This window comes from Curtobacterium sp. 320 (assembly GCF_031455235.1).
Taxonomy (GTDB): domain Bacteria; phylum Actinomycetota; class Actinomycetes; order Actinomycetales; family Microbacteriaceae; genus Curtobacterium.
Genome location: NZ_JAVDSI010000011.1, coordinates 48780 through 74123, shown reverse-complemented (window position 1 = coordinate 74123; position 25344 = coordinate 48780). Strand labels below are relative to the sequence as shown.

The 25344-nt window shown below is 72.7% G+C and carries 22 protein-coding genes and 1 tRNA gene; 13 read left to right on the top strand and 10 right to left on the bottom strand.

The window, feature by feature from the left end; all coding sequences use genetic code 11:
• Nucleotides 1-39: 39 nt before the first annotated feature.
• A complete protein-coding gene (locus J2X60_RS14490; RefSeq protein ID WP_309888423.1) occupies nt 40-1131 on the top strand; it encodes a GNAT family N-acetyltransferase in 1092 nt (363 codons plus the stop codon).
• Nucleotides 1132-1213: 82 nt separating this feature from the next.
• Nucleotides 1214-3259 carry a cytochrome c oxidase assembly protein gene (locus J2X60_RS14485; RefSeq protein WP_309888420.1) on the top strand — a complete coding sequence of 682 codons (2046 nt, stop codon included), beginning with the start codon at nt 1214-1216 and terminating at the stop codon, nt 3257-3259.
• A gap of 27 nt (nt 3260-3286) precedes the next feature.
• On the opposite strand, the gene J2X60_RS14480 is transcribed toward J2X60_RS14485, so the two are convergent.
• Nucleotides 3287-3634 carry a hypothetical protein gene (locus J2X60_RS14480; RefSeq protein WP_070417120.1) on the bottom strand — a complete coding sequence of 116 codons (348 nt, stop codon included), beginning with the start codon at nt 3632-3634 and terminating at the stop codon, nt 3287-3289.
• Nucleotides 3624-4691 (bottom strand): DUF6177 family protein, encoded by a 1068-nt coding sequence (locus tag J2X60_RS14475; RefSeq protein WP_309888418.1) that lies wholly within the window; start codon nt 4689-4691, stop codon nt 3624-3626. The genes J2X60_RS14480 and J2X60_RS14475 overlap by 11 nt, the downstream gene beginning before the upstream one ends.
• A gap of 210 nt (nt 4692-4901) precedes the next feature.
• Between J2X60_RS14475 and J2X60_RS14470 the strand changes: the two genes are divergently transcribed.
• The 9 genes from J2X60_RS14470 (at nt 4902) to J2X60_RS14430 (ending at nt 14853) form a co-directional block, all read left to right on the top strand.
• Nucleotides 4902-4972: transfer RNA gene (locus J2X60_RS14470), tRNA-Gly, on the top strand.
• Nucleotides 4973-5064: 92 nt separating this feature from the next.
• Nucleotides 5065-6018, top strand: coding sequence for a class A beta-lactamase (bla, locus tag J2X60_RS14465; protein ID WP_309888416.1), 954 nt, complete (start codon nt 5065-5067; stop codon nt 6016-6018).
• 69 nt (nt 6019-6087) lie between these two features.
• Nucleotides 6088-7356, top strand: coding sequence for an FAD-binding oxidoreductase (locus tag J2X60_RS14460; RefSeq protein WP_309888414.1), 1269 nt, complete (start codon nt 6088-6090; stop codon nt 7354-7356).
• Nucleotides 7353-8483: an FAD-dependent oxidoreductase gene (locus tag J2X60_RS14455; RefSeq protein WP_309888411.1), complete on the top strand. Its 1131-nt coding sequence runs from the start codon at nt 7353-7355 to the stop codon at nt 8481-8483. The genes J2X60_RS14460 and J2X60_RS14455 overlap by 4 nt, the downstream gene beginning before the upstream one ends.
• Nucleotides 8480-10042, top strand: a complete 1563-nt coding sequence (locus J2X60_RS14450; RefSeq protein ID WP_309888409.1) for an ABC transporter substrate-binding protein — start codon at nt 8480-8482, stop codon at nt 10040-10042. Before J2X60_RS14455 ends, J2X60_RS14450 begins: the two co-directional genes overlap by 4 nt.
• Nucleotides 10039-11394 (top strand): M20/M25/M40 family metallo-hydrolase, encoded by a 1356-nt coding sequence (locus J2X60_RS14445; protein ID WP_309888407.1) that lies wholly within the window; start codon nt 10039-10041, stop codon nt 11392-11394. Before J2X60_RS14450 ends, J2X60_RS14445 begins: the two co-directional genes overlap by 4 nt.
• Nucleotides 11395-11432: 38 nt before the next feature.
• A complete protein-coding gene (locus tag J2X60_RS14440) occupies nt 11433-12548 on the top strand; it encodes a glycerate kinase (protein ID WP_309778206.1) in 1116 nt (371 codons plus the stop codon).
• Nucleotides 12549-12699: 151 nt separating this feature from the next.
• A complete protein-coding gene (locus tag J2X60_RS14435; RefSeq protein WP_229085913.1) occupies nt 12700-13746 on the top strand; it encodes an NAD(P)-dependent alcohol dehydrogenase in 1047 nt (348 codons plus the stop codon).
• A gap of 147 nt (nt 13747-13893) precedes the next feature.
• A complete protein-coding gene (locus tag J2X60_RS14430; RefSeq protein WP_309778204.1) occupies nt 13894-14853 on the top strand; it encodes a helix-turn-helix transcriptional regulator in 960 nt (319 codons plus the stop codon).
• On the opposite strand, the gene J2X60_RS14425 is transcribed toward J2X60_RS14430, so the two are convergent.
• The 4 genes from J2X60_RS14425 to J2X60_RS14410 are packed head-to-tail and all read right to left on the bottom strand — an operon-like array spanning nt 14850 to nt 18650.
• Nucleotides 14850-16250, bottom strand: a complete 1401-nt coding sequence (locus tag J2X60_RS14425) for a hypothetical protein (protein ID WP_309888406.1) — start codon at nt 16248-16250, stop codon at nt 14850-14852. The two genes, J2X60_RS14430 and J2X60_RS14425, sit on opposite strands and share 4 nt — an antisense overlap.
• Complete coding sequence (locus tag J2X60_RS14420; protein ID WP_309778200.1) at nt 16240-17019, bottom strand: TIGR03943 family putative permease subunit; 780 nt, start codon at nt 17017-17019, stop codon at nt 16240-16242. Before J2X60_RS14420 ends, J2X60_RS14425 begins: the two co-directional genes overlap by 11 nt.
• Nucleotides 17006-18037, bottom strand: coding sequence for a permease (locus tag J2X60_RS14415; protein WP_071303407.1), 1032 nt, complete (start codon nt 18035-18037; stop codon nt 17006-17008). The genes J2X60_RS14420 and J2X60_RS14415 overlap by 14 nt, the downstream gene beginning before the upstream one ends.
• Before the next feature lie 28 nt (nt 18038-18065).
• Nucleotides 18066-18650 carry a TetR family transcriptional regulator C-terminal domain-containing protein gene (locus tag J2X60_RS14410; protein WP_309888403.1) on the bottom strand — a complete coding sequence of 195 codons (585 nt, stop codon included), beginning with the start codon at nt 18648-18650 and terminating at the stop codon, nt 18066-18068.
• Nucleotides 18651-18747: 97 nt separating this feature from the next.
• Here J2X60_RS14410 and J2X60_RS14405 point away from each other — a divergent pair, with 97 nt between their 5' ends.
• On the top strand, nt 18748-19062 hold the full coding sequence (locus tag J2X60_RS14405) for a multidrug efflux SMR transporter (RefSeq protein WP_071303405.1): 315 nt from the start codon (nt 18748-18750) through the stop codon (nt 19060-19062).
• Between the two features lies 1 nt (nt 19063).
• Nucleotides 19064-19453 carry a multidrug efflux SMR transporter gene (locus J2X60_RS14400; protein WP_309888401.1) on the top strand — a complete coding sequence of 130 codons (390 nt, stop codon included), beginning with the start codon at nt 19064-19066 and terminating at the stop codon, nt 19451-19453.
• Between the two features lie 99 nt (nt 19454-19552).
• Here J2X60_RS14400 and J2X60_RS14395 read toward each other — a convergent pair whose 3' ends face one another.
• The 4 genes from J2X60_RS14395 to J2X60_RS14380 all read right to left on the bottom strand — a co-directional run bounded on the left by J2X60_RS14395 (nt 19553) and on the right by J2X60_RS14380 (nt 25053).
• A complete protein-coding gene (locus J2X60_RS14395) occupies nt 19553-20692 on the bottom strand; it encodes an LLM class flavin-dependent oxidoreductase (RefSeq protein ID WP_070417138.1) in 1140 nt (379 codons plus the stop codon).
• Between the two features lie 105 nt (nt 20693-20797).
• On the bottom strand, nt 20798-21745 hold the full coding sequence (locus J2X60_RS14390; protein ID WP_309888399.1) for a DUF4436 family protein: 948 nt from the start codon (nt 21743-21745) through the stop codon (nt 20798-20800).
• Entirely contained in the window at nt 21742-24162 is a 2421-nt protein-coding gene (locus tag J2X60_RS14385; RefSeq protein ID WP_309888397.1) for a hypothetical protein, read from the bottom strand. Before J2X60_RS14385 ends, J2X60_RS14390 begins: the two co-directional genes overlap by 4 nt.
• A gap of 96 nt (nt 24163-24258) precedes the next feature.
• On the bottom strand, nt 24259-25053 hold the full coding sequence (locus J2X60_RS14380; RefSeq protein WP_309888395.1) for a phosphatase PAP2 family protein: 795 nt from the start codon (nt 25051-25053) through the stop codon (nt 24259-24261).
• Nucleotides 25054-25344 lie beyond the last annotated feature (291 nt).

Sequence of the window (25344 nt, the reverse complement as noted above, 5' to 3'; positions counted from 1 at the left end):
CCAGCGTCGGGCGGCGTCACACGGCCAGGAGGAACCGACATGACCGCGTACACCGTGCACGAACTCGACGTGCCCGCCACCATGGACGACGACGCCGTGACGGTGCAGGCCTTCCGCGACTGGGTCCGCGTGCAGAACGCCGCCGAGGTCGCCGTCACCGGGTTGCCCGAGATCCTCTGGACGCCCGAGGAACAGCTGCCGTACCTGCTCGACCCCGAGGCACCGAGCCGCCTCTTCGTCGTGCGCGGCTCGGACGGCGACGTCGTAGCCGCCGGCTCCTACGACACCAAGCGGGCACCGGGGACTCCGAACTGCTGGATCGCGGTCGCCGTCGCGCCCGACCACCAGCGGCGGGGCATCGGCACGCTGCTGGCCGATCACCTCGAGGACACCGCCCGCGACGACGGTCGCACCCAGTGGAAGACGTACGCGGTGTCACGGCAGGTCGGACCGGCGTCCGGACCGGGGTACCTCGTCCCGCCCACCGGCCACGGCGCCGTGCCCGAGGACGAAGCCGGCGCACGGTTCCTCACCGGGCGCGGCTGGCGCTTCGGGCAGGTCAACCGGATCAGCCGCCTGGCGCTGCCGGCCGACCACTCCGTGGTCCGCGAGCTCCACGACCGTGCAGCGGCCGCCGCCGGGCCGGACTACCGGGTGCACGCGTGGGCCGGGCCGACGCCGGAGCAGTGGCTCGACGGCATCGCACTGCTCGAGACCCGGATGAGCACCGACACTCCCGAGGGCGACATGGAGGAGCCGGAGGACGTCTGGACGCGCGAGCGCCTGCAGGAGCACGAGGCGCAGCTGCAACGCTCGCCGCGCACGATGGTCACGGTCGCGGTCGAACACCTCCCGACGACCACCTTGGCCGGTTTCACGCAGCTGGCAGTGCCGGACGCGGTGCACCAGCCGGTCATGCAGGGCGACACCCTCGTGCTCCGGGAGCACCGCGGGCACCGGCTCGGATGGCTGCTCAAGGTGGCCGGGATCGAACGCGTCGAGCAGGACTTCCCGGGGCGGCCCTCGATCATCACGTTCAACGCCGAGGAGAACCGCCCGATGCTCGACGTCAACGAGGCCGTCGGGTTCGTGGGCGTCGGGAGCGAGGGCATCTGGGAGCGCCGCGTCTGACGTCGTGACCTGAGGCGGGCCGCAGCCGGTGCGCGCGACGCACGCCGCGCCTCCAGGCCCACACGCCTACGATTGGACGGTCATGACCGTCACGTCACCCGAAACCCAGCCAGGAGGCGCGGCGCCGGAATCGGCGCCCGTCACCGCGCGCACGTCCACCGTCGCGACGGTCCTCGTCGTCGCCGTCCCGCTCGCGGTGGCGTGCTCGATCCTCGGGATGACGCTCACCGGCGCCTTCACCGCGAACCAGCAACTGGTGTCCGCCGGCGACCTCGTCGAGTACGGACTGCCCGTCGCGCGCGTCGTGCACGACACCATGGCGGCACTGACGATCGGCCTGCTCGTCGTCGCGGCGTTCGCACTCCCGGCGCAGAAGAAGGACCACCGGGCGATGTCGAGCGTGCAGCACCGCGCCGCGCGCTGGGCGGCCGCGACGGGTTCGGTGTGGTTCCTCGCGGCCGTGGTGAGCATCGTGCTGACGGGCGCGAACACCCTCGGTGTCCCGCTGACGAACCCGGTGTTCGCGCGGAACTTCACCCTCTTCGCGTTCCAGGTCGAGATCGGGCAGGCGCTCGTGGTGTCGGCCGTGGCGATCCTCGTCGCGACCGTGGTCGCCGCCTTCGCCACCCGGGTGACGACGCTCGCGGTGGCGACGGTCGCCGGGCTGTTCGCGCTGCTGCCGCTCGCCCTGTCCGGGCACGCGGCCGGGTCGCTCGAGCACGCGAACGCGGTGAACTCGCTCGCGGTCCACCTCGTCGCCGTCTGCGTCTGGGCCGGTGGCCTCGTCGCCGTGCTCGTCCTGCGCACCCGGACGAAGGGCGCCACCGGTCGGGTCGTGTCGCGGTACTCGACGCTCGCGGGGTGGGCGTTCGCCGCGGTCGCCTTCTCGGGCATCGTGAACGCGTCGCTCCGCCTGACCGGCCCGCTCGACCTGTTCACGACGACCTACGGGTGGCTCATCACGGTCAAGGCCGTGATCCTCGTGCTGCTCGGGCTCGCCGGCGTCGTCCAGCGCCGGCGGCTCGTGCCGGGGCTCCTCCGCGCGCCGCTCGACCGCCGGGTGTTCGTGCGGTTCGCCCTCGCCGAGATCGTGTTCATGGCGATCGCCATCGGGGTCTCCGTCGCCGTCTCCCGCTCGCAGCCGCCGATCCCGCAGACGCCGGAGACCGGGGACGACACCCGCTCCGGACTCATCGGGTTCCCGTACCCGCCCGCGCAGACCGTGCAGACCTACCTGACCCAGTGGCACATCGACTGGGTGTGGCTGGCGCTCGCGGTCGTCGGGGCCGGCTGGTACCTGCTCGCCGTCCGGAAGCTCCGGAAGCGCGGGGACAAGTGGCCCGTCGGACGCACGATCGCGTGGCTGCTCGGGTGCGCGCTGTTCATCTGGACGACCTCGGCGGGCCCGGCGGTCTACGGCATGATCCACTTCTCGTCGCACATGATCCAGCACATGCTGCTGATGATGTTCGTGCCGCTGCCGCTCGTGCTCGGTGGCCCCGTGCTCCTCGCGCTGCGGACCCTGCCGGTGCGGAACGACGGCTCGCGCGGTGCCCGTGAGTGGCTCATGCTCTTCACGCACTCGCGGTACATGCAGTTCCTCGCGAAGCCGGCCGTCGCCGGGGTGATCTTCGCCGGGTCCCTCGTGGTGTTCTACTTCACGCCCGCGTACCAGTACGCCATGCAGTCGCACGAGTGGCACGTGGCGATGGTCGTGCACTTCGTCTTCAGCGGGTACCTGTTCTTCTGGGTGTTCATCGGCGTCGACCCGGGCCCGAAGCGGCCGCAGTACCCGATCCTCATCATCGCCCTGCTCGCGACCCTGGCGTTCCACGCGTTCTTCGGCGTCGCCGTGATGACGTCGGAGTCGGTCTTCGCGATCGACTGGTTCCACGCGCTCGGACAGACGAACGACGCCGCGCTCCTGGCCGACCAGCACACCGGCGGCGGGATCGCGTGGGGTGCGTCCGAGCTGCCGATGGTGTTCGTCGCGCTGCTCGTCGTGCGCAACTGGGTGAAGTCGGACACCCGGGACGCGAAGCGCCTCGACCGCAAGGCGGAGCGGGACGGGGACGCGGACCTCAAGGCGTACAACGAGCGCCTCGCCGCCATGCACGACCGCGACTGACGCGGCGCGGCGCGACGCGGCGCCCGCTCAGTCGCCGTGGACGATGCAGACCGCGTCGAGGTCCATCGCGGCCTCGAGCGCGGCGGAGATCCCGGACTCGCCGTCCGCCCCCTCGGGCGTCACGGTGTCCACCCACCACAGCGGCGTCGACAGCGTCGGGGCGTCCGGCAGGATCCGCTCGACCTCGTCGAGGGCGTCCACGCGCCGCACCGCGAGCACCGTGATCACGGGGTGCGTGGCGTCCCGGCAGACCTGCATCATCGGGCCGTCGTCGAGCGCCCGGACACCCCAGGACTCGTCGTGCAGGAGCAGCGCCTCGGCGACGTCGCGCGTCTCCACCGGCCCGCGGCAGAGCAGGGTGACGTCACGGGGCACGGTGACCGCCGAACACGTGCGAACCGTCCCCGACGTGGCCGTCCAGCGTGCCCTCGTCGTGCGCCGGGTCGAGCGGGGCGCCACCGACGAGCTGCAGGAACCGGTCCTCGTCGATGCGGTCGAGGAACTCCTCGAGCGCTTCCCAGCCGTCGTCGAAGCGCACGACGAGACCGCCGCCGCCGAACGTCGAGGTGGTCGTGCGCGGCGGGGGCCACACGCCGTCCCGGTCGAGGAACTCGGTCGCCTCGGGCCCGACCACGACCGCCAGCGGCGCGGGTTCGCCGTGCGAGACGGCACGGACGAGGTGGTCGGCGTCACCACGACGCTGCATCACCACACCGAAGACGGGTTCGACGTCCTCGGCGACGCGGTGCACGGCGTCGAGGAGCCGCGGCGCGAGCGTCTGGTCGGCGCCGTCCTCGGGGATCGTGAGCACGGCGGACATCGTCTCGACGACCACGCCGTCGAGCAGGTGCGCGGTCATCGTCGCCGAGAAGCCCTCGCCCACGGCGTACGACGTCGACACCGCCGGGGCCTCGTGCTTGGCGTACTGCGTGACGACCCAGCGGTCCCACGGCACGGTGAGCGGTTCGGCGGTGCCCCAGCGCGTCGGGCAGGTGCCGACCGTCTCGCACAGGGCCTCGATCGCGGACCCGATGTCGATCGCGCGTTCGGCGTGGTGGCGCAGCGTGAGGTCGATGCTGATCTGCCGCACCGAGTCGCGCGCGACGGGGTGTTCCGGCGAGGGGGTGCCGACGAGCTCGGGGCCGCGGTGCACGAAGTCCTCGATGCGGGAGGCTGCGACGCCGGTCCGTCCGTCGCGGAGCGTGCCGTCGGGATCGGTGACGGCCCACGCGGCCCCGTACGCGCCGAGGGCGTGCCGGAGCGCCGGTGTGAGCGCGGAGCCGGGCCCGGTGCGGAGGACGACGAAGCGTCCGGACTCGGATGCCCGACGGAGCAGGGAGGCGAGCGCCTCGGTCAGCCACACCACCGGCGAGGCCGAGTCGACCACGATCGCGGGGCCGACCACGTCGTCGATGAGGGGATGTCTGACCATCCGGGTCCTCCTCGGGTTCGCGGGTCGCTCGATCCACCTGGACGGTACACACGGGGGCGACACCTGTCCGTCAGACGGACCGGCTCACAGCGGAGACACGGGTCCGGCCAGGAGGCGCGGTGCGGGCCGGCAGCGCCACGCTCGGCGGGCACTCGGCTGGCGTCCAGCGCAGAATCCGCTAGGCTTGCGACGTCCCGCTGAGCGGGGTGCGCGAGTGTAGTTCAATGGTAGAACTCCAGCTTCCCAAGCTGGTAGCGCGGGTTCGATTCCCGTCACTCGCTCCGACACGAAGGGCCGCCCGACCGGGCGGCCCTTCTGCGTGTGGCCCCGGAGCGTGCGGGCACCGTCCAGGGCCGCGCGCGAGAGTGCTGCCATGCGCGCCACCGCCCCACTCGTCGCCGGCATCGTCGCCGCACTCGCCCTGACCGGCTGCAGCGGCGGGAGCCCGGGCAGCACCGCGACGGCACCGTCACCGATGCGCACACCCACGTCCTCACCGACGCCCTCGCCGACCCCGACCATCACCGCCGCCGACCGGGCTGCCGTCGCCCGCACCCTCGCCGCCCTCGAGCGGGAGTACGACGCCACGGTCGGCGTCGTCGCGACCGACACGACCACCGGCGAGACCGTCGCGTACAACGGCGACCGCCGCTTCGGCTACACGTCGACCCTCAAGGCGTTCGCGGCGGCGCAGTTCCTCCGCGCGGTGCACGGCACCGACCGGGACGAGCGGGTGCACTGGAGTGCGGCGGACGCCACCGCTGCCGGCCACTCCCCCGTCACGAGCGAGCACGTCGCCGACGGCCTGACGGTCGCCCAGCTCGCCGAGGCCGCGGTCCGGCAGAGCGACAACCTGGCCCTGAACCTCGTCCTCGACCGCATCGGAGGCCCCGCGGGGCTCGACCGAGCACTGGCGGAGCTCGGGGACCGCACCACCGAGGTCGTGCACGACGAACCGGCCCTCAACACGATCGAGCCCGGCGGCACCGAGGACACCACGACCCCGGCGGCGTTCGCGGCGACCCTCGCCGCGGTGCTCGACGGCCGGACGCTCGGACGCTCCGACACCGCGCTGCTCGAGCACTGGATGAGCGGCAACGCCACCGGCGACACCCTCGTCCGCGCAGGCGCTCCCGACGGCTGGACGGTGGTCGACAAGTCCGGCGGCGCGGGCGGCATCCGGAACGACGTCGCACGCGTGACCCGGCCGGACGGCGGCCCGATCGTCATCGCGGTCCTCACGACCCGCAACACCCCCGACACCGCCTACGACGACGCCCTCGTCGCGCGGTCCGCCGCTGCGGTGCTCGACGCGTTCGACGGCTGACGGCCGCCCGGCGTCACACGGCGTCATGCACGACACCTGTCGGGTACGCCGGGCAACTACGATCTGGTCATGTCCTCCCCCGACTCCCCCACGGTCGTCGTCGGCGCCGGCATCATCGGTCTGAGCACCGCGTGGCACCTCGCCGACCTCGGGCAGCGCGTCGTCCTCGTCGACAGCGGCCCCGCAGCCGGTGGCACGACGACCGCGGGCGCCGGGTTCGTGGGCCAGTGGGCGACCGGGTACGCCTGGTACTGGAACGAGTCCGAACGCGACGTCGAGCAGTACGGCATCGACTTCTACCGGCGGCTGGCCGAGTCCGGCCACGGTCCGACGGGCTACCGCCGCAACGGGAACGTCTGGCTGACGGTCACCGAACAGGGCCGCGCGGACCACATCCCGCCGTTCGAGGACCACCCGCTGCGCCCGGCCGGTGCACGGACGCTCACCCCGGCCGAGGCGGCCGACCTCGTCCCCGGACTCGACCCGTCCGCCGTGACCGCCGGATTCCTCCACCCGGACGGCATCCAGATCAGCGCGCCCGACACGGCCGCCGCGCTGGTCGGTGCGCTGCGTGCGAAGGGCGTCGATATCCGCGAGCACACCGCGGTCGCGGGCCTGGAGGCGCGGGACGGCTCCGTCACGGGCGTCCGGACCGCGGGCGGCGAGGTCATCGACGCCGCGCGGGTCGTCCTCGCCGCCGGCAGCTGGACGAACGCCCTGCTCGCACCCCTCGGTCGCGAACTCCCGACGGTGCGCGTGGTCGCGAGTCGCCTCGTCACGAAGCCGTTCGGCCTGCCGGGCACGCTGCCGACCCTGATGCTCCCCGAGCTCGAGGGGCTCTGGATCCGGGAGCACCGCGGCGGCCTGACCTACGGCGCCGGGAGCGGGTACGAGGCGCTGCACGTCGGTGGCGCGGACCGGGGCACCGATCCCGCGCGCCGCCCGGTCCGGACGGACCTGCTCGACGCCATGCGGACCTCCGTGCACCCGATCGTCGCGCGGCTCCTGCCAGCGGCGGCGAGCGTGCTCGGAGCGGACGAGACCCCGACGCAGGGCGTGGTGTCGATGACCGCCGACCGGAACTTCATCGTCGGCCCGGTCCCCGAGCTCGCCGGACTCGTGGTGGCCGGCGGGGACAACGAGTCCGGCGTCACCCACGGCCCCGGTCTCGGCCGGATCGCCGCCGAGCTGAGCGTCACGGGGACGACCACCCTCGGCGACGCGAGCCGGTACGACCCCGCACGCTTCCCGGCCCGTGCGCCGAGCGAGGCCGACGTGGTGGCGATGATGCCGGCCCGACGCGAGGCCGATGCCCGACGAGCCGGAGCGACGGCATGAGCGACCGGACGACGACGCACGTCGTGATCGGCGGCGGGGTCGTCGGCGCCGCCACCGCGTACGCCCTCACGCTCCGCGGCGAGCGCGTCGTGCTCGCCGAGCAGCACGAGCGGGGTCACCACCGGGGGTCGTCGCACGGCGCCACCCGGATCTTCCGGCAGGGCTACGCCGATGCCGAGTACGTCGCACTGACCACCCGGGCGCTCGCACGGTGGGAGGCGCTCGAGGCCGCGGCGGGCGAGGAGCTGATCGTCCGGACGGGCGCCGTCGACCACGGGCGGCCCGCGGTCGTCGACGCCATCGCCACGGCGCTCGCGGACGCCGGCATCCCCCACGAGACCCTCAGCCCGGACGCCGCCGCCGAGCGCTGGCCGGGCATCGCGTTCGAGGGGCACGTCCTGACGCACGCGACCGCGGGGCGGATCCGGTCCGACCGCGCGATCGAGGTGTTCCTCACGCTGGCCGACCGCACGGGGCTCGCCGACCTCCGCTTCGACACCCGGGTCACCGGGCTCGAGGACCACGGCGACGAGGTGACCGTGGCGCTGTCCGACGGGTCCACCCACCGCACGTCCTCGGTGCTCGCGGCCGTGGGGTCGTGGGCACCCACGCTGGTGGGCGACCTGCTCGCGGAACGCGGGGCGCGCCTCCCGGCCCTCCGTGTCACGCAGGAGCAGCCCGCCCACTTCCCCAGCCACCTGCCGGACGAGGCGTGGCCGAGCTTCGTGCACTGGGCCGACGGCGACGACGTGTACGGCCTGCTGACCCCGGGCGAGGGCGTCAAGGTCGGGTTCCACGGCACCGGCCCCGTGGTCGACCCCGACCACCGCGACTTCACCCCCGTGCCCGCCGAGGCCGAGCGCCTGCAGGCGTACGTCGCCCGGTACGTGCCGGGGGTCGACGCGACGAAGCCGACGTTCATCAGCTGCCTGTACGACAACTCCCCCGACGAGGACTTCGTGATCGACCGTCGAGGTCCGGTCACGGTCGCGACCGGGTTCTCCGGCCACGGCTTCAAGTTCGCTCCGTTGCTCGGCGACATGATCGCCGACCTCGCGACCGACGGGCCACCACCCCCGGCCCGCTTCTCCCTCTCGAAGCACCACCCCACTCCCTCAGGACCATGACGATCCGACTCCTCAGCGCCATCGCGCTCACCGCCACCGCCGCCGCCGTGCTCACCGGTTGCGCGTCCACCGGCTCGTCCGGCACGGACGCCGTCGACGGGCTCGTCGTCGGTACCACCGACGTCGTGACGTCCCTCGACCCGGCCGGCGCCTGGGACCGCGGGAGCTACACGGTGCAGACGCAGCTCTACCAGCACCTGCTCACCTACCCCGCCGGGAAGACCACGACCAGCCCCGAGGTCGCGAAGTCCTGCGACTTCACCGACGGCACGCACTACGTGTGCGAGATCCGGGACGGCCTCACGTTCTCGAACGGCGACGACCTGACCGCGAAGGACGTGGTGTTCTCGTTCGAGCGCCAGGTGTCCCTCGGGTCGACGAACGGACCGGGCTCGCTGCTGGCCAACATGGCGTCGGTGTCGGCGTCGGGCAGCACCGTGACGTTCACCCTGAAGCAGGCGGACGACCAGACGTTCCCGTACGTGCTCGCGAGCATGGCGGGGGCGATCGTGGACTCGAAGGTGTTCTCCGCGACGAAGGTGCACGCGAACGACGGGGTCGTGGGCTCCGGGCCCTACGCGCTGCAGGACGCCGCCGACGGCGGGGCGACGATCGCCCTCACCGCGAACACTCGGTACGACGGCGACGCGCCGGCCACGAAGAGCGTGACGATCAAGCAGTACACGAAGTCCGCGGACCTCAAGCTCGCCGTGCAGAAGGGCGACGCCGACGTCGCCTACCGCCAGCTCACCCCGACCGAGGTGACGTCGCTGTCCTCGGACGACTCGCTGCAGACCGTGCACGGCGACTCCGGCGAGGTCCGGTTCCTGGCGTTCAACCTGCAGACGATGCCCGGGAAGGACGCCGCGCAGAAGCAGGCGATCCGGCAGGCCGTCGCGGCGACGATCGACCGCGAGGCGATCGCGAAGGACGTCTACCAGGGCACCTACACCCCGGCGTACTCGATCGTGCCGAACGGGTTCCAGGGCGCCACCGAGGCGTTCGAGGACGCGTACGACGGCGCCGACGCGAAGTCGATCCTGCGTGATGCCGGCGTGACCACTCCGGTGCGGCTGCCGATCGAGTACACGACCGACCACTACGGCTCGGGCTCCGACGACGAGTACGCGCTCATCCAGCAGCAGCTCGAGGACACCGGCCTGTTCACGGTCGACCTGCAGTCGGCCAGCTGGGACACCTACGTCGGGAACGTCGGCAAGGGCGAGTACCCCGTGTTCCAGCTCGGCTTCTTCCAGGACTACCCGGACGCCTCGTCGTACCTGACCCCGGCGTACGGCGCGACCGACGTGAACCTGCTCGCGAACCACTTCGACGACGCCACGGTGAACGGCCTCGTCGCGTCGCAGGCCGTCGAGCCGGACGCGGCCGAGCGGAAGCACCAGATCGAGCAGATCCAGCAGGACACCGCCGAGTCGGTGCCGCTCATCCCGCTGCTCGCCGGGCAGGAGAACGTCATCGGGCAGGGGTCGCTGACCGGGCTGTCGAAGTCGGTCGACGCGTCCGGCGAGTTCCGGATCTGGGAGATCGGGCGCTCGTGAGCAGCTCCCCGCTGCGCGCCGCCGTCCGCGCCCGCATGCCCGCCGGGCTCGACGACCTCGCCGCGCTCGTCGCGATCCCGTCGGTCCACGACCCCGCCGTGCAGTCGCTCGACGACTGTCACCGGGTCGCGGAGGCTGTGCGGGTCGCGTTCGGCGACCTCGGCCTGGAGGCGCGACTCGCCACCACCGCGGACGGCTCGCAGGCGGTCATCGCGACCCACCCCGCGCCGGCCGGGGCACCGACGGTGCTGCTCTACGCGCACCACGACGTGCAGCCCGCCGGTGACCTCGCGGCCTGGACGAGCGATCCGTGGACCCTGACACCGCGGGACGGGCGGCTGTACGGCCGCGGCGCGGCGGACTGCAAGGGCGGGATCGTCACGCACCTCGTGGCACTCCGGGCGCTGCTCGACGTGCACGGGGCGTTCCCGGTCGGGCTCGTCGTGGTCGTCGAGGGTTCGGAGGAGCAGGGCACCGACGGCCTCGAGCAGTACGTGTCGTCGCACGCCGCCGACTTCCGGCACGTGGACACCGCCGTCGTGATGGACGCCGGGAACGCCGCGGTCGGGGTGCCGGCGCTCGTGACGACGCTCCGGGGCACCGCGTTCGTCGAGCTCCGGGTCCGCGCGCTGCGGGGCACCGTGCACTCCGGGATGTTCGGCGGGGCGGCGCCGGACGCGATCGCGGTGCTGGTCTCGCTCCTCGCCACGCTCCGCGACGAGGTCGGCGACACCACGGTCGACGGCCTCGACGCCTCGCAGACCTGGGACGGCCTGCCGTACGACGCCGACCGGTTCGCCGCCGACGCCGGGCTGCTCGCCGGCGCCGTGCCGATCGGCTCGGCGGACCCGGCGTCCCAGGTCTGGGCACGGCCGGCCCTCACGGTCGTGGGCATCGACGCCCCGGCGGTCGCGGGGTCCTCGCCGTCCGTGCAGGCGACCGCCGGTGCCGCGCTGAATCTCCGCGTGCCGCCGGGTGTCGACCCCGCGGCAGCCGGCGAGCTGCTCGTCGCGCACCTGTTGCGTCGCGCACCGGCCGGCGTCGAGGTGACGGCTCGGGTCACCGGGGTGGGCGCCGGGTTCCGTGCCGAGGGTGGTCCGTCGTCGGCGGCGTTCCGCGCGGCGCTCTCGGAGGCGTACGACGGGGCCCCGGTCGGGTCGCTCGGCGGCGGCGGCTCGATCCCGCTGTGCGCGACGCTCGAGCGGGCGATCCCGGACGTCGAGGTGATCCTGGCCGGGGTGTCGGAGCCGGCGGCGAACGTGCACGGCGCGGACGAGAGCGTGGACCCGTCCGAGATCGAGCACATGGCCCTGGCCGAGGCGCTCTTCCTCGACTCGCTGACCACCCCCTGACCCCGTGCGGCGCACGGGCCGTCCGCTACGGTGGTGCCGTGCGCATCGTGGTGGCTCCGGACTCGTTCAAGGGGACCGCGACGGCGGCCGAGATCGCAGCGGCCGTGCGCGACGGCTGGCTCGCCGAACGTCCGGGCGACGAGGTCGTCCTGGCACCGATGGCGGACGGCGGCGAGGGCACGCTCGAGGCCTTCGAGACGGCGATCCCGCTGACCGTCCGGGTGCCGATCACCGTCACCGGTCCCGCCGGCACCCCCGTCGACACGCACTGGCTGCAGCTGCCGGACGGCCGCGCCGTGGTGGAGCTCGCCGCCACGAGCGGGCTCCCCCTGCTGCCCGAGGTCCTGCCCGACACCGCGACGAGCCGGGGCTTCGGCGAGGCGATCGCCGCCGCCCTCGACGACGGCGCGACCGGGCTCGTGCTCGGCATCGGCGGCAGCGCCTCGACCGACGGCGGTGCCGACGCCCTGATCGGGCTGGGAGCACTCATCCATATCGATCCCGCGGTCCCCGAACACCCGCCGCGACCGCGTCAGGGCGCCGAGCTGCTCGACGACGTCACCGGCGTCGACACCACGTGGATGCGCCGGCTGCCGGAGCACGGCGGCATCGTGCTGACCGACGTGACCTCGCCCCTGCTCGGACCGACCGGCGCCGCCGCGGTGTTCGGCCCGCAGAAGGGCATCGCACCGGAACGGATCGCCGCTTTCGACGCCCGGCTGGCCGACTGGGCGCGCTGCTTCCCCGACGTCGACCCGACGACCCCCGGCGCCGGAGCGGCCGGCGGTGTCGGGTTCGGACTGCTCGCCTGGGGTGCGACGCTGGCGGGCGGAGCGGCCGCCGTCGCCGAGGTCCTCGGGCTCCCGGCGCTCCTCGACGGCGCCGACGTCGTGATCACCGGCGAGGGCCGGTACGACGGGCAGTCCGCGGCCGGCAAGGTGCCGAGCGTGGTGCGGACCCTCGCGTCGACGCACGCACCGGGTGCCCGGGCGATGCTCGTGGCCGGGGCGATCGACGCCGCGCTCGACGACTTCGACGCTGCCGCCTCGCTCACCGTGCTGGCCACGCAGACGACGGGCGAGCCGGACGACGCCCTCGCCGACCCGCTGCGCTTCGCCCGGATCGCCGGCCAGCGGCTCGCCCGCCTGGCCTGACGCACGGCGAGCCCGGCGAGCCCGGCGCCCGCGCGCGACACGCCCGCATTCCGTGCAGGGGTGCCCCAACGGGACCTCCCACCCGATGGCGCGCTCCACCACACTGGTGGAGGGCCGGAACCGGCCCGGACGCACCACCCACGAGGAGACCATGCGCACCGTCAACGCGTACGCCGCACCGTCGGCCACCGAGCCGCTCGTCAAGACCACCATCACCCGTCGCGACGTCGGCCCGAACGACGTCGAGATCGACATCGCCTACGCCGGCATCTGCCACTCGGACATCCACACCGTCCGCGGCGAGTGGGGCGAGATCCAGTACCCGCAGGTCGTCGGCCACGAGATCGTCGGCCACGTCACCTCCGTCGGGGAGAACGTCACCAAGCACCAGGTCGGCGACCGCGTCGGTGTCGGCTGCATGGTGAACTCCTGCGGCGAGTGCGAGAACTGCGTCAAGGGCGAGGAGCAGTACTGCCTCAAGGGCAACATCCAGACCTACGCCGGCGTCGACCCCGCCGACGGCAGCATCACCCAGGGCGGCTACTCGCAGGCCGTCGTCGTGAACGAGGACTTCGTCCTCCGCGTCCCCGAGTCGCTCGACATCGAGAAGGTCGCACCGCTGCTGTGCGCCGGCATCACCACCTACTCGCCGCTGCACCACTGGGGCGTCGGCCCCGGCTCGAAGGTCGCCGTGATCGGCATGGGCGGGCTCGGCCACATGGCCGTGAAGATCGCCGTCGCACTCGGCGCCGAGGTCACCGTCCTGTCGCAGACCACCTCCAAGCAGGAGGACTCGCTCCGCTTCGGCGCGAAGGCCCACTACGCGACGAAGGACCCGGAGACGTTCGAGAAGCTCGCGAGCTCCTTCGAGCTGATCATCAACACGGTCTCCGCGAAGATCCCGATGGGCGCCTACCTCGGCCTCCTCAAGGTCGACGGCACCCTCGTCAACGTCGGCGCACCGTCCGAGCCGCTCGAGGTCCCGGCGTTCGCCCTGATCCCCCGCCGGCTGAGCTGGGCCGGGTCCGCGATCGGCGGCATCCGCGAGACCCAGGAGATGCTCGACTTCTGCGCCGAGCACGGGATCCTGCCGGAGACCGAGCTCATCAGCGCCGACCAGATCAACGAGGCCTACGAGCGCGTCCTGTCCTCGGACGTCCGCTACCGCTTCGTGATCGACGCGGCGACGCTCGCCTAGTACGCGACCACCAACGCGACGGGAGGCGCGGTGCCAGCTGGCACCGCGCCTCCCGTGCGTGCAGCGGTCTGTCCCCACAACGCGAGCCGGTCGTCCGGCTGGCGCAGCTGGCGGGCCGGGCACAGCCGTTCACGCCAGACTCGATGCATGAGCAGCACGGCGGAGGAGGGCCCCGCATCCCTCGTGTCCGTCGCCGGGACGGACACCGACACCGCTGTCGCCGACCTCGCCGGCATGTACGCCGGCCGTGCTTGGCACTCCGGCCGCACCGACGGCGACTACTGGTACCGCTACGTCGGGATCGGCGACGAGCGGATGAGCATCCGACGGTCACAGATGCACGGATCGCTCCGCGGGGACGTCGCCGTCGAGGGCGAGGTCGTCGTCCAGTGGATCGACAGCGGCTCCGCGTCCATCGACGTCGGCCGCGACGAGATCCGCCTGCAGCACGGTGTCCCGACACTGTTCCCGATCGAGCGACGCTTCGACATGGACTACCGCGACTGGGACCAGCGGCTCGTGCACCTCGACCGTGACCTCGTGCTCGACGTCGCGTCGGAGCGGTACCTCGTCGACCGCACGGTCGACTTCGACCGGACGACGCCGCCGACGCCCGCGGCGATCGCCGAGTGGCGCCGAGCGGTCGCGCAGTCCGTGCAGGCACTGCGCACGTCGGGGAACGAGTCGCTCGCCTGGCACGAGGCGCAGCGCGGGGTCGCGTCGGCGCTCCTCGACCTGTACCGGTTCCGCGCCGAGGCGGTCCCGGCGGGATGGGGACAGCACCGCAACGCACGCATCCGGGCGGCCGTCGAGTACCTGCACGCCCACGCGCACGAGCCGTTGACGGTGTCGGACCTCGCACGGGCTTCCGACCTCAGCGTCCGCGGGCTGCAGGAGGCGTTCCAACGCACCCTGGACCGGTCGCCGATGCAGTACCTGCGAGAGGTCCGCCTCCGTCGCGCCCACGAGGACCTCGTGGCCTCCCACGTCGGTCAGGTCTCCGTCGCGGATGTCGCCGCCCGGTGGGGTTTCACGCACATGGGCCGCTTCTCGGGCGAGTACCTGCGTCGGTTCGGGGAGTACCCGAAGCAGACGCTCCGCCGCTAACCGACCTCGTCGCCGGACGGCAGCGCCGTGCACCAGTCCACGGACCCGGCGACGACGCTCGCCTCGAGCGCGCCGGACGCCGCGTCGACGATGCTCACGAGCACACCGCCGGCCGACTTCGTCGCCACGGCGACGAACTGCCCGTTCGGGGACGGGCAGACGGCCGTGACGCTCGCGTCGTCGGGGACGGAGACGGGCAGCCTGGAGGCGCGGCTCCCCTCCACGCGCACGATGCGTTGCGCGAGTGTCCCGTCGGCACGCACGTCGCCCACCACGCGCAGGTAGCCGTCGTCGGTGAGCGGGGCGATCCGGCCGAGGTACGCCGCGTCGGTGCTGCCGGCCGGCGCCCGCAGCGCGGTGCGCTTCCCGTCCGTCAGGTCGAGGCGGACGATCCCCGTGCCGGTCTCGACCACCGCCGTGGTGCCGGTGCCGACGAAGCCGTGCAGGTACGTGGCGCTCCCCAGCCGGACGGGGTCGGTCCGCCCGCTCATGTCGACGAGCACGAGGTCGTCGCTGCCGGTGCGGACGAGGGCGCTCTCCGTGCGGGGCACGTAGGCCCACTGCCCGACGCTCATCGGGACCGCCCCCGTCCTCGGCTTCCCGCTCGCGTCGATCGCGGTCGGCAGGTGGGTGCCGGTCATGTCGACGACGTAGAGCCCGACGTTGCGCGACTGGCCGGTGGACGTGTCGGCGTACTCGAAGCCGAACGAGGCGCCGTCGTCGGCGGCGTGCAGGGCCGTGACGCGTCCCTCGGCGGTCGGGAGCGTCAGGTGCTCGACCGGGAGGTCCTCGTCCTGCACCCCGCCGGCGAGCGGCACGATGTCGACCGACGACCCGGCGTCCGTGCCGCTCACCACGACGAGCGACCGGCCGAGGCGGACGTACTCCGAGATGCCGGCGCCCTCGTACACGGTGGTCGCTCCCCCGGCGTCGAGGGACCGGCGGACGATGCGGTCCTTCCCGCCGGCGCCACCCGGGACCAGCGCGAGCACGTCCGTGGTGCCCGTGCGGATCGAGGTGCGGAGGTCGGCGGTCGCGCGCTGCCCCGGCGCCCGGACGCCCGCGACCGAGATCTCGTACGAGCGGTCGTAGGCCAGGGGTCCGGTGAACTCGACCGCGATGGTGTTGCCGCTCGACGTCACGGTGTGCGCCGCTGCCGGACTGACCCGGACGTCCCGCGCCGACACGCGCTCGATCGCCTGGTTCGCGGTGAGGATCACGCGCTGTGCCGGTCGGGACACCAGGCCGGAGGCGTCGTACGACACGTCGCGCAGCCGTGGGCCCTGCTGCGACCCGACGACCGCGGCCGCGGTGCCGACGACGACGAACACCAGCACGGTCGCGACGAGTCGACGGCGGAAGCGGTTCCGGGGGCGTTCTCGCAGCTCAGTACTCATACGGGTCCTCGGGCTGCTCGACGCCCCGCACCGTGGCGGCGCGGATGACGATGCGGGCGTCGGCGGACTGGTCCGGGTTGGCGGCGAGCGCTCCGCGGACCCGGACCCATGCACCCTGGGCCGGGACCGTCCCGTCGGTGTCGACCCCGATCCCGACGGGTTGGGCGTCCACCGCGCAGCAGCTGATCACGAACCGGGTGAGGGTGAAGGAACCGTCCGCGCCCGGGACGACGAAGCCCGTCAGGTCGACCCGCTTGCCGACGAGCGACGTGGTGTCGGTCGTCTGCCGGATGAGGGCGGCCCAGTCCTTGACGCCGTACTCGGAGGTGTCGACCGAGGTGCTGCCGAGCAGGGACACCGCGGCCTGGGACCCGGTGGCGTTCGACAGGGTCGCCGAGTCGACGCTCCGCTGCTGTGCCGTGCGTGCGGACAGCGTCGTCGGGGGCAGGACCAGCATGGCGGCGGTGACCCCGACGGTGACGAGGGCGGCCACGCCGCTGAGGACGATCCGTGTGCGCCGAGCCGCGCCTCCTGGGCGGTGGTCGTGCCCCTCGTCGTGATCGTGCCCGTGTCCGCGCGCGGTCACCACCAGGCCGGCGATCGACGCGGGCACCGCGACGGCCGCGAGCACGACCGTGAAGACCGAGTAGCGCGGGTTGATGTACAGGTCGAGGTGTCCGGCGAGGGCGAGCCACAGCGTGCACAGCGCCACCGCGAGCACGGACCCGAGGCCGAGGGACGACGACAGGCGGGACTCAGACGAGGACATTCATCACCAACCCGACGGTCGCGGCGAACAGGACGCAGACGACGGCGAGCAGCACCAGGAAGCGCGCACGGAACGTCGTCCGGAGCAGGGCGATCATCTTCACGTCGATGATCGGCCCGATGATGAGGAACGCGGTGATCGACCCGGGGAGGAACGTCGACGCGAAGGACAGCGCGAAGAAGGCGTCGACGTTCGAGCACAGGGAGACCGTCATCGCGAGGAGCATCATCGCCGCGACGGAGAGCACCGGGTTCGCGCCGATCGACACGAGCGTGGACCGGGGCACGGCGACCTGGATCGCTGCGGCGAGCCCGGCGCCGACGAACAGCGCGGGCATCATCGTCGCGGTCTCGCCGCCGAACTGCGCGGCGCTGTCCCGCCAGCGGTTCCGGGACCGAGGGGCACCGACGGCCGCTCGGCAGCGGGCCTCGAACGCGGGCAGCAGCAGCTCGGTCGGACGACGGTGCGCGGCGACGATCCAGCCGACGAGGTTCGCGATGACGAAGCCGCCGACGATGCGCACGGGCAGGATCCAGCCGGACCACCCGAACGCCTGGGCGGTGCTGATGATCACGAGCGGGTTGAGGATCGGGGCGGCGACGAGGAAGGTGACGGCCTCGGCGGGCGTGAAGCCGCGCATCATGAGGCCGCGGGCGAGGGGCACGTTCCCGCACTCGCACACCGGGAAGAGCATGCCGATCAGGGAGATCACGGCCCGCCGCGGGATCGGCCGCTGCGGCAGGACCTTCTCGAGCGCGCCGACGGGGACCCACACCTCGACGACGATGGACAGCAGGATGCCGAGCACCACGAACGGCAGGGACTCGACGACGACGCTGATCGCGAGCGTGAGGAAGTCCTGCACGACGTCGGGCAGACCGGCGGTGCCGACGGCCGGCGAGAGCAGGCGGATCCCGAGGAGCACGGCGACGGCGAGCAGCACCAGCCCGGGGCCGGTGAGGCTCCGGGAGCGGGACGCGGCGGTGGGGCGCTGCTGCGGCGGCGTGGTCGTCGTCACCGGGCAAGGATAGGCCGCTCGCGCGCTCCTACGGTGAGCGCCGCGCGAGCCCGTCGAGGTGCCGGTCGAGCACGTCGATCGCCCAGTCGCCGGACTCCCCCGGGGCGAGCCGCACGAGGTGCATCGCGAGCCCGTCGATCAGCGCGTGCAGCCGGCGGGCCTCGTACTCGCGGTCGGCCGCCGGGACGCCCACGAGCTCGAGCACCTCCTCGCTCCACTCCCGCATCTCGACCACGACCAGGTCGAGCGCCGGCCGCAGTTCGGCGTCCGTGAGGGCCGCGTTCGCGAGCGCCAGGTACACCTCGAGCTCGATGACCCGCTCGTCGTCGAGGGGCAGCAGCTCGAGCAGGAGCTGGTGCGCGCGCTCGCGGTTCGGCAGCCCGTCGGGGATCGCGGCGATCCGTTCCCGGGTGCGGTCGAACACGAGCGTGATGGTGTGCTCGCGCAGGCTCGACTGCGTCGGGAAGACGTATCGGACGGTGCTCGGCGGCAGCCCGGCCTCGGCCGCGACGTTCCGCACGCTCAGCGCGCCGAGGCCGTCACGGGCGAGGACCCGCCACGCCGCCTCGGACACGGAGCGACGTCGTTCCTCGATGTCGATGCTCCTGGCCACGGGGCAATACTCGCACAGTCGTACGAGTTCGTGCTACCGTGGAGTTCGCTGTCGCACAGTCGTGCGACTTGCGGATCGAGATCGAAGGGAGACCGTCGTGGCGTGGACAGTCCTCGTCCTGTCGGGCGTGCTCGAGGCAGTGTGGGCCACTGCACTGAGCGCATCGAACGGCTTCAAGAAGGTCGTGCCGACGATCGTGTTCGTCGTCGGCATGGCACTCAGCATGGTGGGCCTGGCGTTCGCCATGAAGGAGATCCCGGTCGGCACCGCCTACGCGGTCTGGGTCGGCATCGGCGCATCGCTCACCGTGATCGTCGCGATCCTCCGCAGGCAGGAGGCCGCGTCCGTCGCCCGGGTCGCCCTCGTGCTCGGGCTCGTCGCCTGCGTCGTCGGCCTGAAGGTGGTGAGCTGAGGTGCCGTGGATCGTCCTGTTCGTCAGCGCCGCGCTCGAGACCGTGTGGGCCACCGCCCTCGGTGCGAGCGACGGCTTCACCGAGCCCCGTCCGACGATCGTCTTCGCGATCACCATCGTGGTGAGCCTCGGGGCCTTCGGGTACGTGCTCAAGCACATCCCGATCAGCACCGCCTACGCGGTGTGGACGGGGACCGGAGCGGCCCTCACGGTCCTCTGGGGCATGGCCACCGGCGCGGAGCCCGTGACCGCACTTCGCCTGCTGCTCATCGCCGGGATCGTCGGGTGCGTGGTCGGCCTGAAGCTCGTCCCGGCCCGCGCCGCTACCAACCCGCGAGGCTCGGCCCCGCGGACACTTCCGCGCGAGGAACGCGCGAGTTCTGTCCGGTAGCCCGAGACTCGCGACGGCGACGTGGGTGGCGACCCGAGACGGACTGGAGGCGCGGTACCAGCTGGCACCGCGCCTCCAGTCCGTCAAGCGGTCACGCGATCAGACGGACGCACCCGTCCACTCGTCCTCGGCGGCGACGTGGTCGCTGCCCAGGGTGCCGGCGGCCATCGCCGCGGCCACGCGGTCGGCGTGCGACGGCGGGTTCGAGGGGACGCCTTCCGGGCGGCCCTCCTCGTTGATCTTCCGCAGCTCGGGGACGATGTCCTCAGCCAGGATGTCGATCTGCTCGAGCACCGTCTTGAGCGGCAGCCCGGCGTGGTCGACGAGGAACAGCTGGCGCTGGTAGTGCCCGACGTGGTCCTTCATGGCGGCGTACCGGTCGATCACCTGCTGCGGCGAACCGACCGTGAGCGGGGTCTGCTCGGTGAAGTCCTCCATCGAGGGGCCGTGCCCGTAGACCGGGGCGTTGTCGAAGTACGGGCGGAACTCGTCGATGGCGTCCTGCGAGTTCTTCCGCGCGAAGAACTGGCCACCGAGCCCCACGATCGCCTGGTCGGCGCGGCCGTGCCCGTAGTGCTCGAAGCGCTGGCGGTACAGGCCCACCATCTGCTCGGTGTGCTGGATCGGCCAGAAGATGTTGTTGTGGAGGAATCCGTCACCGTAGTAGGCGGCCTGCTCCGCGATCTCCGGCGTGCGGATCGACCCGTGCCACACGAAGGGCGCGACGCCGTCGAGCGGACGCGGGGTCGAGGTGAAGCCCTGCAGCGGCGTGCGGAACTTGCCCTGCCAGTTGACGACGTCGTTCTCCCAGAGCTGGCGGACGAGCGCGTAGTTCTCGATCGCGAGGTTGACGCCCTGGCGGATGTCCTGCCCGAACCACGGGTAGACCGGCCCGGTGTTGCCGCGGCCCATCATGAGGTCCATGCGGCCGTCGGAGATGACCTGGAGCATCGCGTACTCCTCGGCGATGCGCACCGGGTCGTTCGTGGTGATGAGGGTCGTCGACGTCGAGAGCGTGATGTGCTTCGTGCGTCCGGCGAGGTAGCCGAGCATCGTCGTCGGGCTCGAGGCGACGAACGGCGGGTTGTGGTGCTCACCGGTGGCGAAGACGTCGAGTCCGGCCTGGTCGGCGTGCTCGGCGATCGTCAGGATGTCGCGGACCCGCTGGGTGTCGTCGGGGGTCCGGCCGGTGACCGGGTCGGTCGTGACGTCACTGACCGTGAAGATGCCGAACTGCATGATGCGCCGCCTTCCGCGGAGTCCCTCCGCCTGCGATTTCGATGCGTTTGCATCGACTTGCTCGGTACAACGTAGCGCAGGCCGAGGCATTCCCGCCAGCGGCGACTACGCGGCGTCGTCGTCCAGCACGCGGTTCCGCAGCACCTTCGACTCCCGCCACAGCATGTACGCGCCGGTCCACACGAACATGATCGCCACCAGCGCCAGGCAGGGGAAGAGGAAGACGAAGTCGAGCGTGGTCCCGATCGGCGGGGCGCCGGGCATCGCCGATCGGAGCGCCGGGAACGACAGCAGCGTGGCGCTCAGCCAGATCACGTTCGCGAACTCGAGCTTCCGCCGGAGGATCGCGCTGCCGATCGTCACGACGGCCATCAGCGTCGTGAAGAGGATCGCCATGATGTAGAACGACACGATCACGACGCTCAGGGTGTCTCGGTGCCCGTCGATCTGCATCGGGACGAGGGTGCGGTCGCTCTGCACCTCGGCGGCGCTCCGCTCGGCGTTCATCACCCACGGCCGGGCGGAGTTCGACATGTCCACCTCGAACGGCACGGCGTCCCCGGAATCGTCGTCCTGCACGCTCAGCTGGAAGTTCGCGAACGGCTGGTCGAACGGGTACGAGGTGTCGCCGCGGTCGAGCGTCAGCGTCAACGAGGTCGCGTCCACCACCGACTGCCCCGGGAACGTCACGACACTCGTCGTCACCCCGCCGCTCGAGACCTCGATGCGCAGCGGCTGCGAGATCTCGCCGGCCTTCTCGCCCTCGAACGAGCCGTGCGGGATCGGCAGGACGTTCGCCTGCATCACCCGGTTCGAGAGGTCGACGTCCTGCACGCTCATCCGCAGGGTCATGTAGTCGCCGGACTGGCTGTTCGACCCGCTCACCGGGACGGCGGTCGTCGTCTTGAGCGCTCCGGAGAGGCCGATCACGACGTAGTACACGGCCAGGAGGGCCACCGCCACGAGCAGGATGACCGGCGCGGGGTTCCTGCGGGTGCGCTTCGCGGTCGGAGCGCCGGGTGCGTCGGTCGGGGCGTCGGTCGTGTGGGTCATCGGTTGCTCCCGGACGGTGGGTCGGTGGCGGGTCGGCTCGGGTCGGTTGCGGGGCCGGTCGGACCGCTCGGTGCGGCGCTCGGACCGCTCGGTGCGGCGCTCGGACCGCTCGGTGCGGCGGTCGGACTGGAGGCGCGGTTCCCGTCCGACGGACCGGACCCGGTCGGCGAGGCGGTCGCCGCTGCGGCGGGTCCGCTCGTGGCCCGCCGGCCGACGACGGTCGCGGCGAGCGCGAAGAGCAGCATCGCGAGGAGCGGCACCATCGCGCCGGGGAACTCCGTCGCGTTGAAGGTCGTGATCTGGTCGGCCAGCTGCGACGCCTCGGTCTCGCCCTTCGCGACGGCCGTGGTCACCGTCATCGCGTTGGACTGCGACGCCCGGTTCGACGCGAGCGAGATCTGCTGGACGGCGGTGTCCGGCGCGTTCACCGGGTCGGCGTACACCCGGACGTCGACGTCCGCCTGCTGCCCGGGGTCGAGCGGGATCATGCACGAGAACGAGCTCGTGGCGACGGTGCAGTCGAGCGGGGAGTCGTCGACCTCGACGTTCACGTTCCGGTAGACCATGCCAGTGGTGATCCGGGCCTCGAACGTGATCGCGACGGTCGCCCCGGAGGCGTTCGGGCCCAGCGTGCCCCGCATGTCGGCTGCGGTGCCGGGCACGATGCGCTGCGTGCCGAAGCGGAGGTCCATCGCGAGCGGACCGTCGTCCGTACCGCCGATGCCGCTGCCGCCCCCGCTGCCGTTGCCGTTGCCGGCGCCGGCGTTCTCCCCCGGCGCGGGCGGTGTGCTCGAGGGCGGCGACGACGGGCCGGTGCTGCCGCCCACGTCTCCCGACCCGACCCCCTGGCCGGCGCCGGAACCGCTCCCGGCTCCTGTGCTCGGACTGCCGGGTGTGCTCGGCGCGGTCGGCGCGGTCCCGCCACCGGCGCCGCCAGGCCCGCCCGTGGAACCGCCGCCGGTGCCGGGGAGACCACCCGCGCCTCCTGGAGCGGCCGGTGTCGCGACCGTCACGGTGAAGGCGGTCGACGCGCGCGCGGACTCGACGCCACCGTACGTCTGGCTCGCCGTCAGGGCGACCGCGCCGAGGGCGAATGCGCGCTCCGGCGTGCAGGCGAAGGAGGTGGCCCGCGTCGCGGTGGCCGTGCAGACCACGGTCTCCCCCTGCCGGACGGTCACCACCGCGTTCGGGATCACGCCGCGGCCACGGACCTCGGGTGTGCGGTCCGTCGTCGACGTGCGGTTGCCCGGGGCGGTGATCACCGGCGCTCCGGGAGCGATCGTGCGGACGGTGCTGCCGGACTCGACCGGTGAGACGGCCGCGGTGGTGGAGGACGCTCGGGCCGTGATGGTGAACGCCGATGCGGGGACGGTCCCGGACCGGGCGGCGACCGTCAGCCGGAGGACGTGCCGGTCGCCGGGAGCGATCGTGCCGAGGTCGACCCCGGCGGCGAGCTCGGCGCAGTCGATCGTGGCGCCGTCGAGCTCGCACACGGGGACCTGCAGGCCGCCGGTGTCGGCGGTGAGGAGGACGCCTCTCGCCTCGCCCTCGCCGGTGTTGGCCAGTGTGACCGTCCGGATCGCCGGGAAGCCCGCGTAGAGCTGCGTCGCACCGGCCTGGGTCACGCTGAGGCCGGCCGGCGCCAGGACGGTGAACGTGCTCGTCACCGCCGGGGAGACCTGCCCGAAGCGGTCCGTCTGCGTCGCGCTGATGGTGTGCTCTCCGACCGCGAGCGGCTCGGTCGGCGTGCACGACCAGTCCGGGGTCGTCGCCGGGTCGACCGTGCACAGCGGCTCGCCGTCGATCGTGGCCGCGAGGGTCGTTCCCGTCGTGTCCGCCGCACCGGCCACCTTCGTGCCGGTGATCGTCGGCTGCGTCGCGATCGACTCGTCGCCCGCGGGCGGGGCGGTGATGGTGGGGGCAGCGGGGGCCGGGGGCGCGACGACCGTGATCGAGTAGGGCGCGGCTGCCTCGAACGGGCTGATCTCGGACGAACCGGCGACGGTCCCGAGCGGCGAAGCCGGATCGATCGTCATCGTGATGGCGACCTGGTTGCCGGTGCCCCACGTGCTGGCGCCGCACGCCGCCTGCGTCCCGCCGTTCGTGGGCACGCAGGTGAACTGTCCGAGCCCGGGTGCGGGGACCGACTGCGCAGCCGTGATCGTCGTGTTGGGCGGCGCGGTGATCGTCCAGGTCCCGGTGCCGGCGGACTGGTTCTGCACGATCGCCGTGGCGGTACCACCGGGTGTTCCTTCGTCGGCCGGCCCGTTCGGGACCTGGACCATGGCGGATGCGGAGGTCGCGGGGACGAGCACCCCGGTGGCGACGAGGAGCGCCCCGAGGGCAGCGGCCACGGTGCCACGGACCCGACGTGCCCGCGTCGGGGTGTGCTCCACCCGCATGTGTTCCCCGTCCACGGCGGCTCCCGAGGCCGGCGTGTGGACGACGCTAGTCGGACAACGGCCGTCCGGTCCGGAGGCGTTACAGGCCTGTAACCCTTACGGATGCGATGGCTACCGGCCGGGGATCGCCTCGGAGTCCGTCCGCGCCGCGTGGTGCATGCCGTCGGCGATCCACACGATCGTCACGACGGCCAGCACGCTCGCGCTCGACGCCATTCGGCCCGCGACGAGGATCGCACCGTGGTCGTGTGCCCCGCCCGAGATGCCGTACACGAGCGCCGCGACACCGACCAGGAACGTCACCCCGGTGGCGACGAGGAGGACCCAGGTCACCAACCGACGCGGACCGCGGTGGCCGTCGCGGTCGCCCCGCGCGCCACGGTCGACCCGTGGTCCGAACGCCCGCACGGCCCCGACCCAGAAGAGCGCGATCGCGCACGCGCCGATGATGTCGCTGACCCGGTGCCAGCCGTAGACCACGGTCTGGTTCGCGACGAAGACCGCGTAGGCGGCGCCGACGATCACGACGAGCGGACGGAACCGACGCGGCGTGACCATGAGCACGGCGAACAGGGCGGCGAGGGCGATCGTGGCGTGACCGGACGGGAACGAGTTCGGCGTAGTCGACTGGGCGATCTCCGGGCGCTCGGCGATACGCTTGACGAGCGTCGAGGTGGCCGCCGAAGCGAGCACGACGACACCGGCTCCGAGCCCCACTGCGAGCCGGCGCCGAGCGAGCGCGACGGCGGCGATCACGACCACGAGCAACAGGATCACCGGTACCGAGATGACGTTCAGGGCAGTGTCCGACGAGAACAGGTCAGATTCCCGGACTCCGCCGAGTGCGGCGTCCTCGACCCGCTGCCCCACCGGCGTCAGCACCGCCACCGCGTAGACGAGAGGCACGATCACGAACCCCAGAGCCGACAACAGTCCCCACCGCAACCGCCGTGAGACGCTCGGTCCACGCGACTCGGGTGCGCTGCGTTCGGGCGTTCGGGTCACCGGGCTGGTCCTCCTCGGGGTGCTGGTCGTCGGTGTCGTCGCACGCCTGTTCACGCGCGTGCGATTCGGACGGTCGGGGTCCGACACGATACCGTTGGGACGCCGGTCGGAGCCTGGGAACCGCGGGACAGCGACCTTCGGATCCGGCAACGCACCGACCGGCCGCGCGCGGGCGAACGCACCGGCGCGCAT

Coding starts and splice junctions, on each gene's coding strand:
- J2X60_RS14490 (WP_309888423.1), top strand. CDS start 40: ATGACCGCGTACACCGTGCACGAACTCGACGTGCCCGCCACCATGGAC.
- J2X60_RS14485 (WP_309888420.1), top strand. CDS start 1,214: ATGACCGTCACGTCACCCGAAACCCAGCCAGGAGGCGCGGCGCCGGAA.
- J2X60_RS14475 (WP_309888418.1), bottom strand. CDS start 4,691: ATGGTCAGACATCCCCTCATCGACGACGTGGTCGGCCCCGCGATCGTG.
- bla (WP_309888416.1), top strand. CDS start 5,065: ATGCGCGCCACCGCCCCACTCGTCGCCGGCATCGTCGCCGCACTCGCC.
- J2X60_RS14460 (WP_309888414.1), top strand. CDS start 6,088: ATGTCCTCCCCCGACTCCCCCACGGTCGTCGTCGGCGCCGGCATCATC.
- J2X60_RS14455 (WP_309888411.1), top strand. CDS start 7,353: ATGAGCGACCGGACGACGACGCACGTCGTGATCGGCGGCGGGGTCGTC.
- J2X60_RS14450 (WP_309888409.1), top strand. CDS start 8,480: ATGACGATCCGACTCCTCAGCGCCATCGCGCTCACCGCCACCGCCGCC.
- J2X60_RS14435 (WP_229085913.1), top strand. CDS start 12,700: ATGCGCACCGTCAACGCGTACGCCGCACCGTCGGCCACCGAGCCGCTC.
- J2X60_RS14430 (WP_309778204.1), top strand. CDS start 13,894: ATGAGCAGCACGGCGGAGGAGGGCCCCGCATCCCTCGTGTCCGTCGCC.
- J2X60_RS14425 (WP_309888406.1), bottom strand. CDS start 16,250: ATGAGTACTGAGCTGCGAGAACGCCCCCGGAACCGCTTCCGCCGTCGA.
- J2X60_RS14420 (WP_309778200.1), bottom strand. CDS start 17,019: ATGTCCTCGTCTGAGTCCCGCCTGTCGTCGTCCCTCGGCCTCGGGTCC.
- J2X60_RS14395 (WP_070417138.1), bottom strand. CDS start 20,692: ATGCAGTTCGGCATCTTCACGGTCAGTGACGTCACGACCGACCCGGTC.
- J2X60_RS14390 (WP_309888399.1), bottom strand. CDS start 21,745: ATGACCCACACGACCGACGCCCCGACCGACGCACCCGGCGCTCCGACC.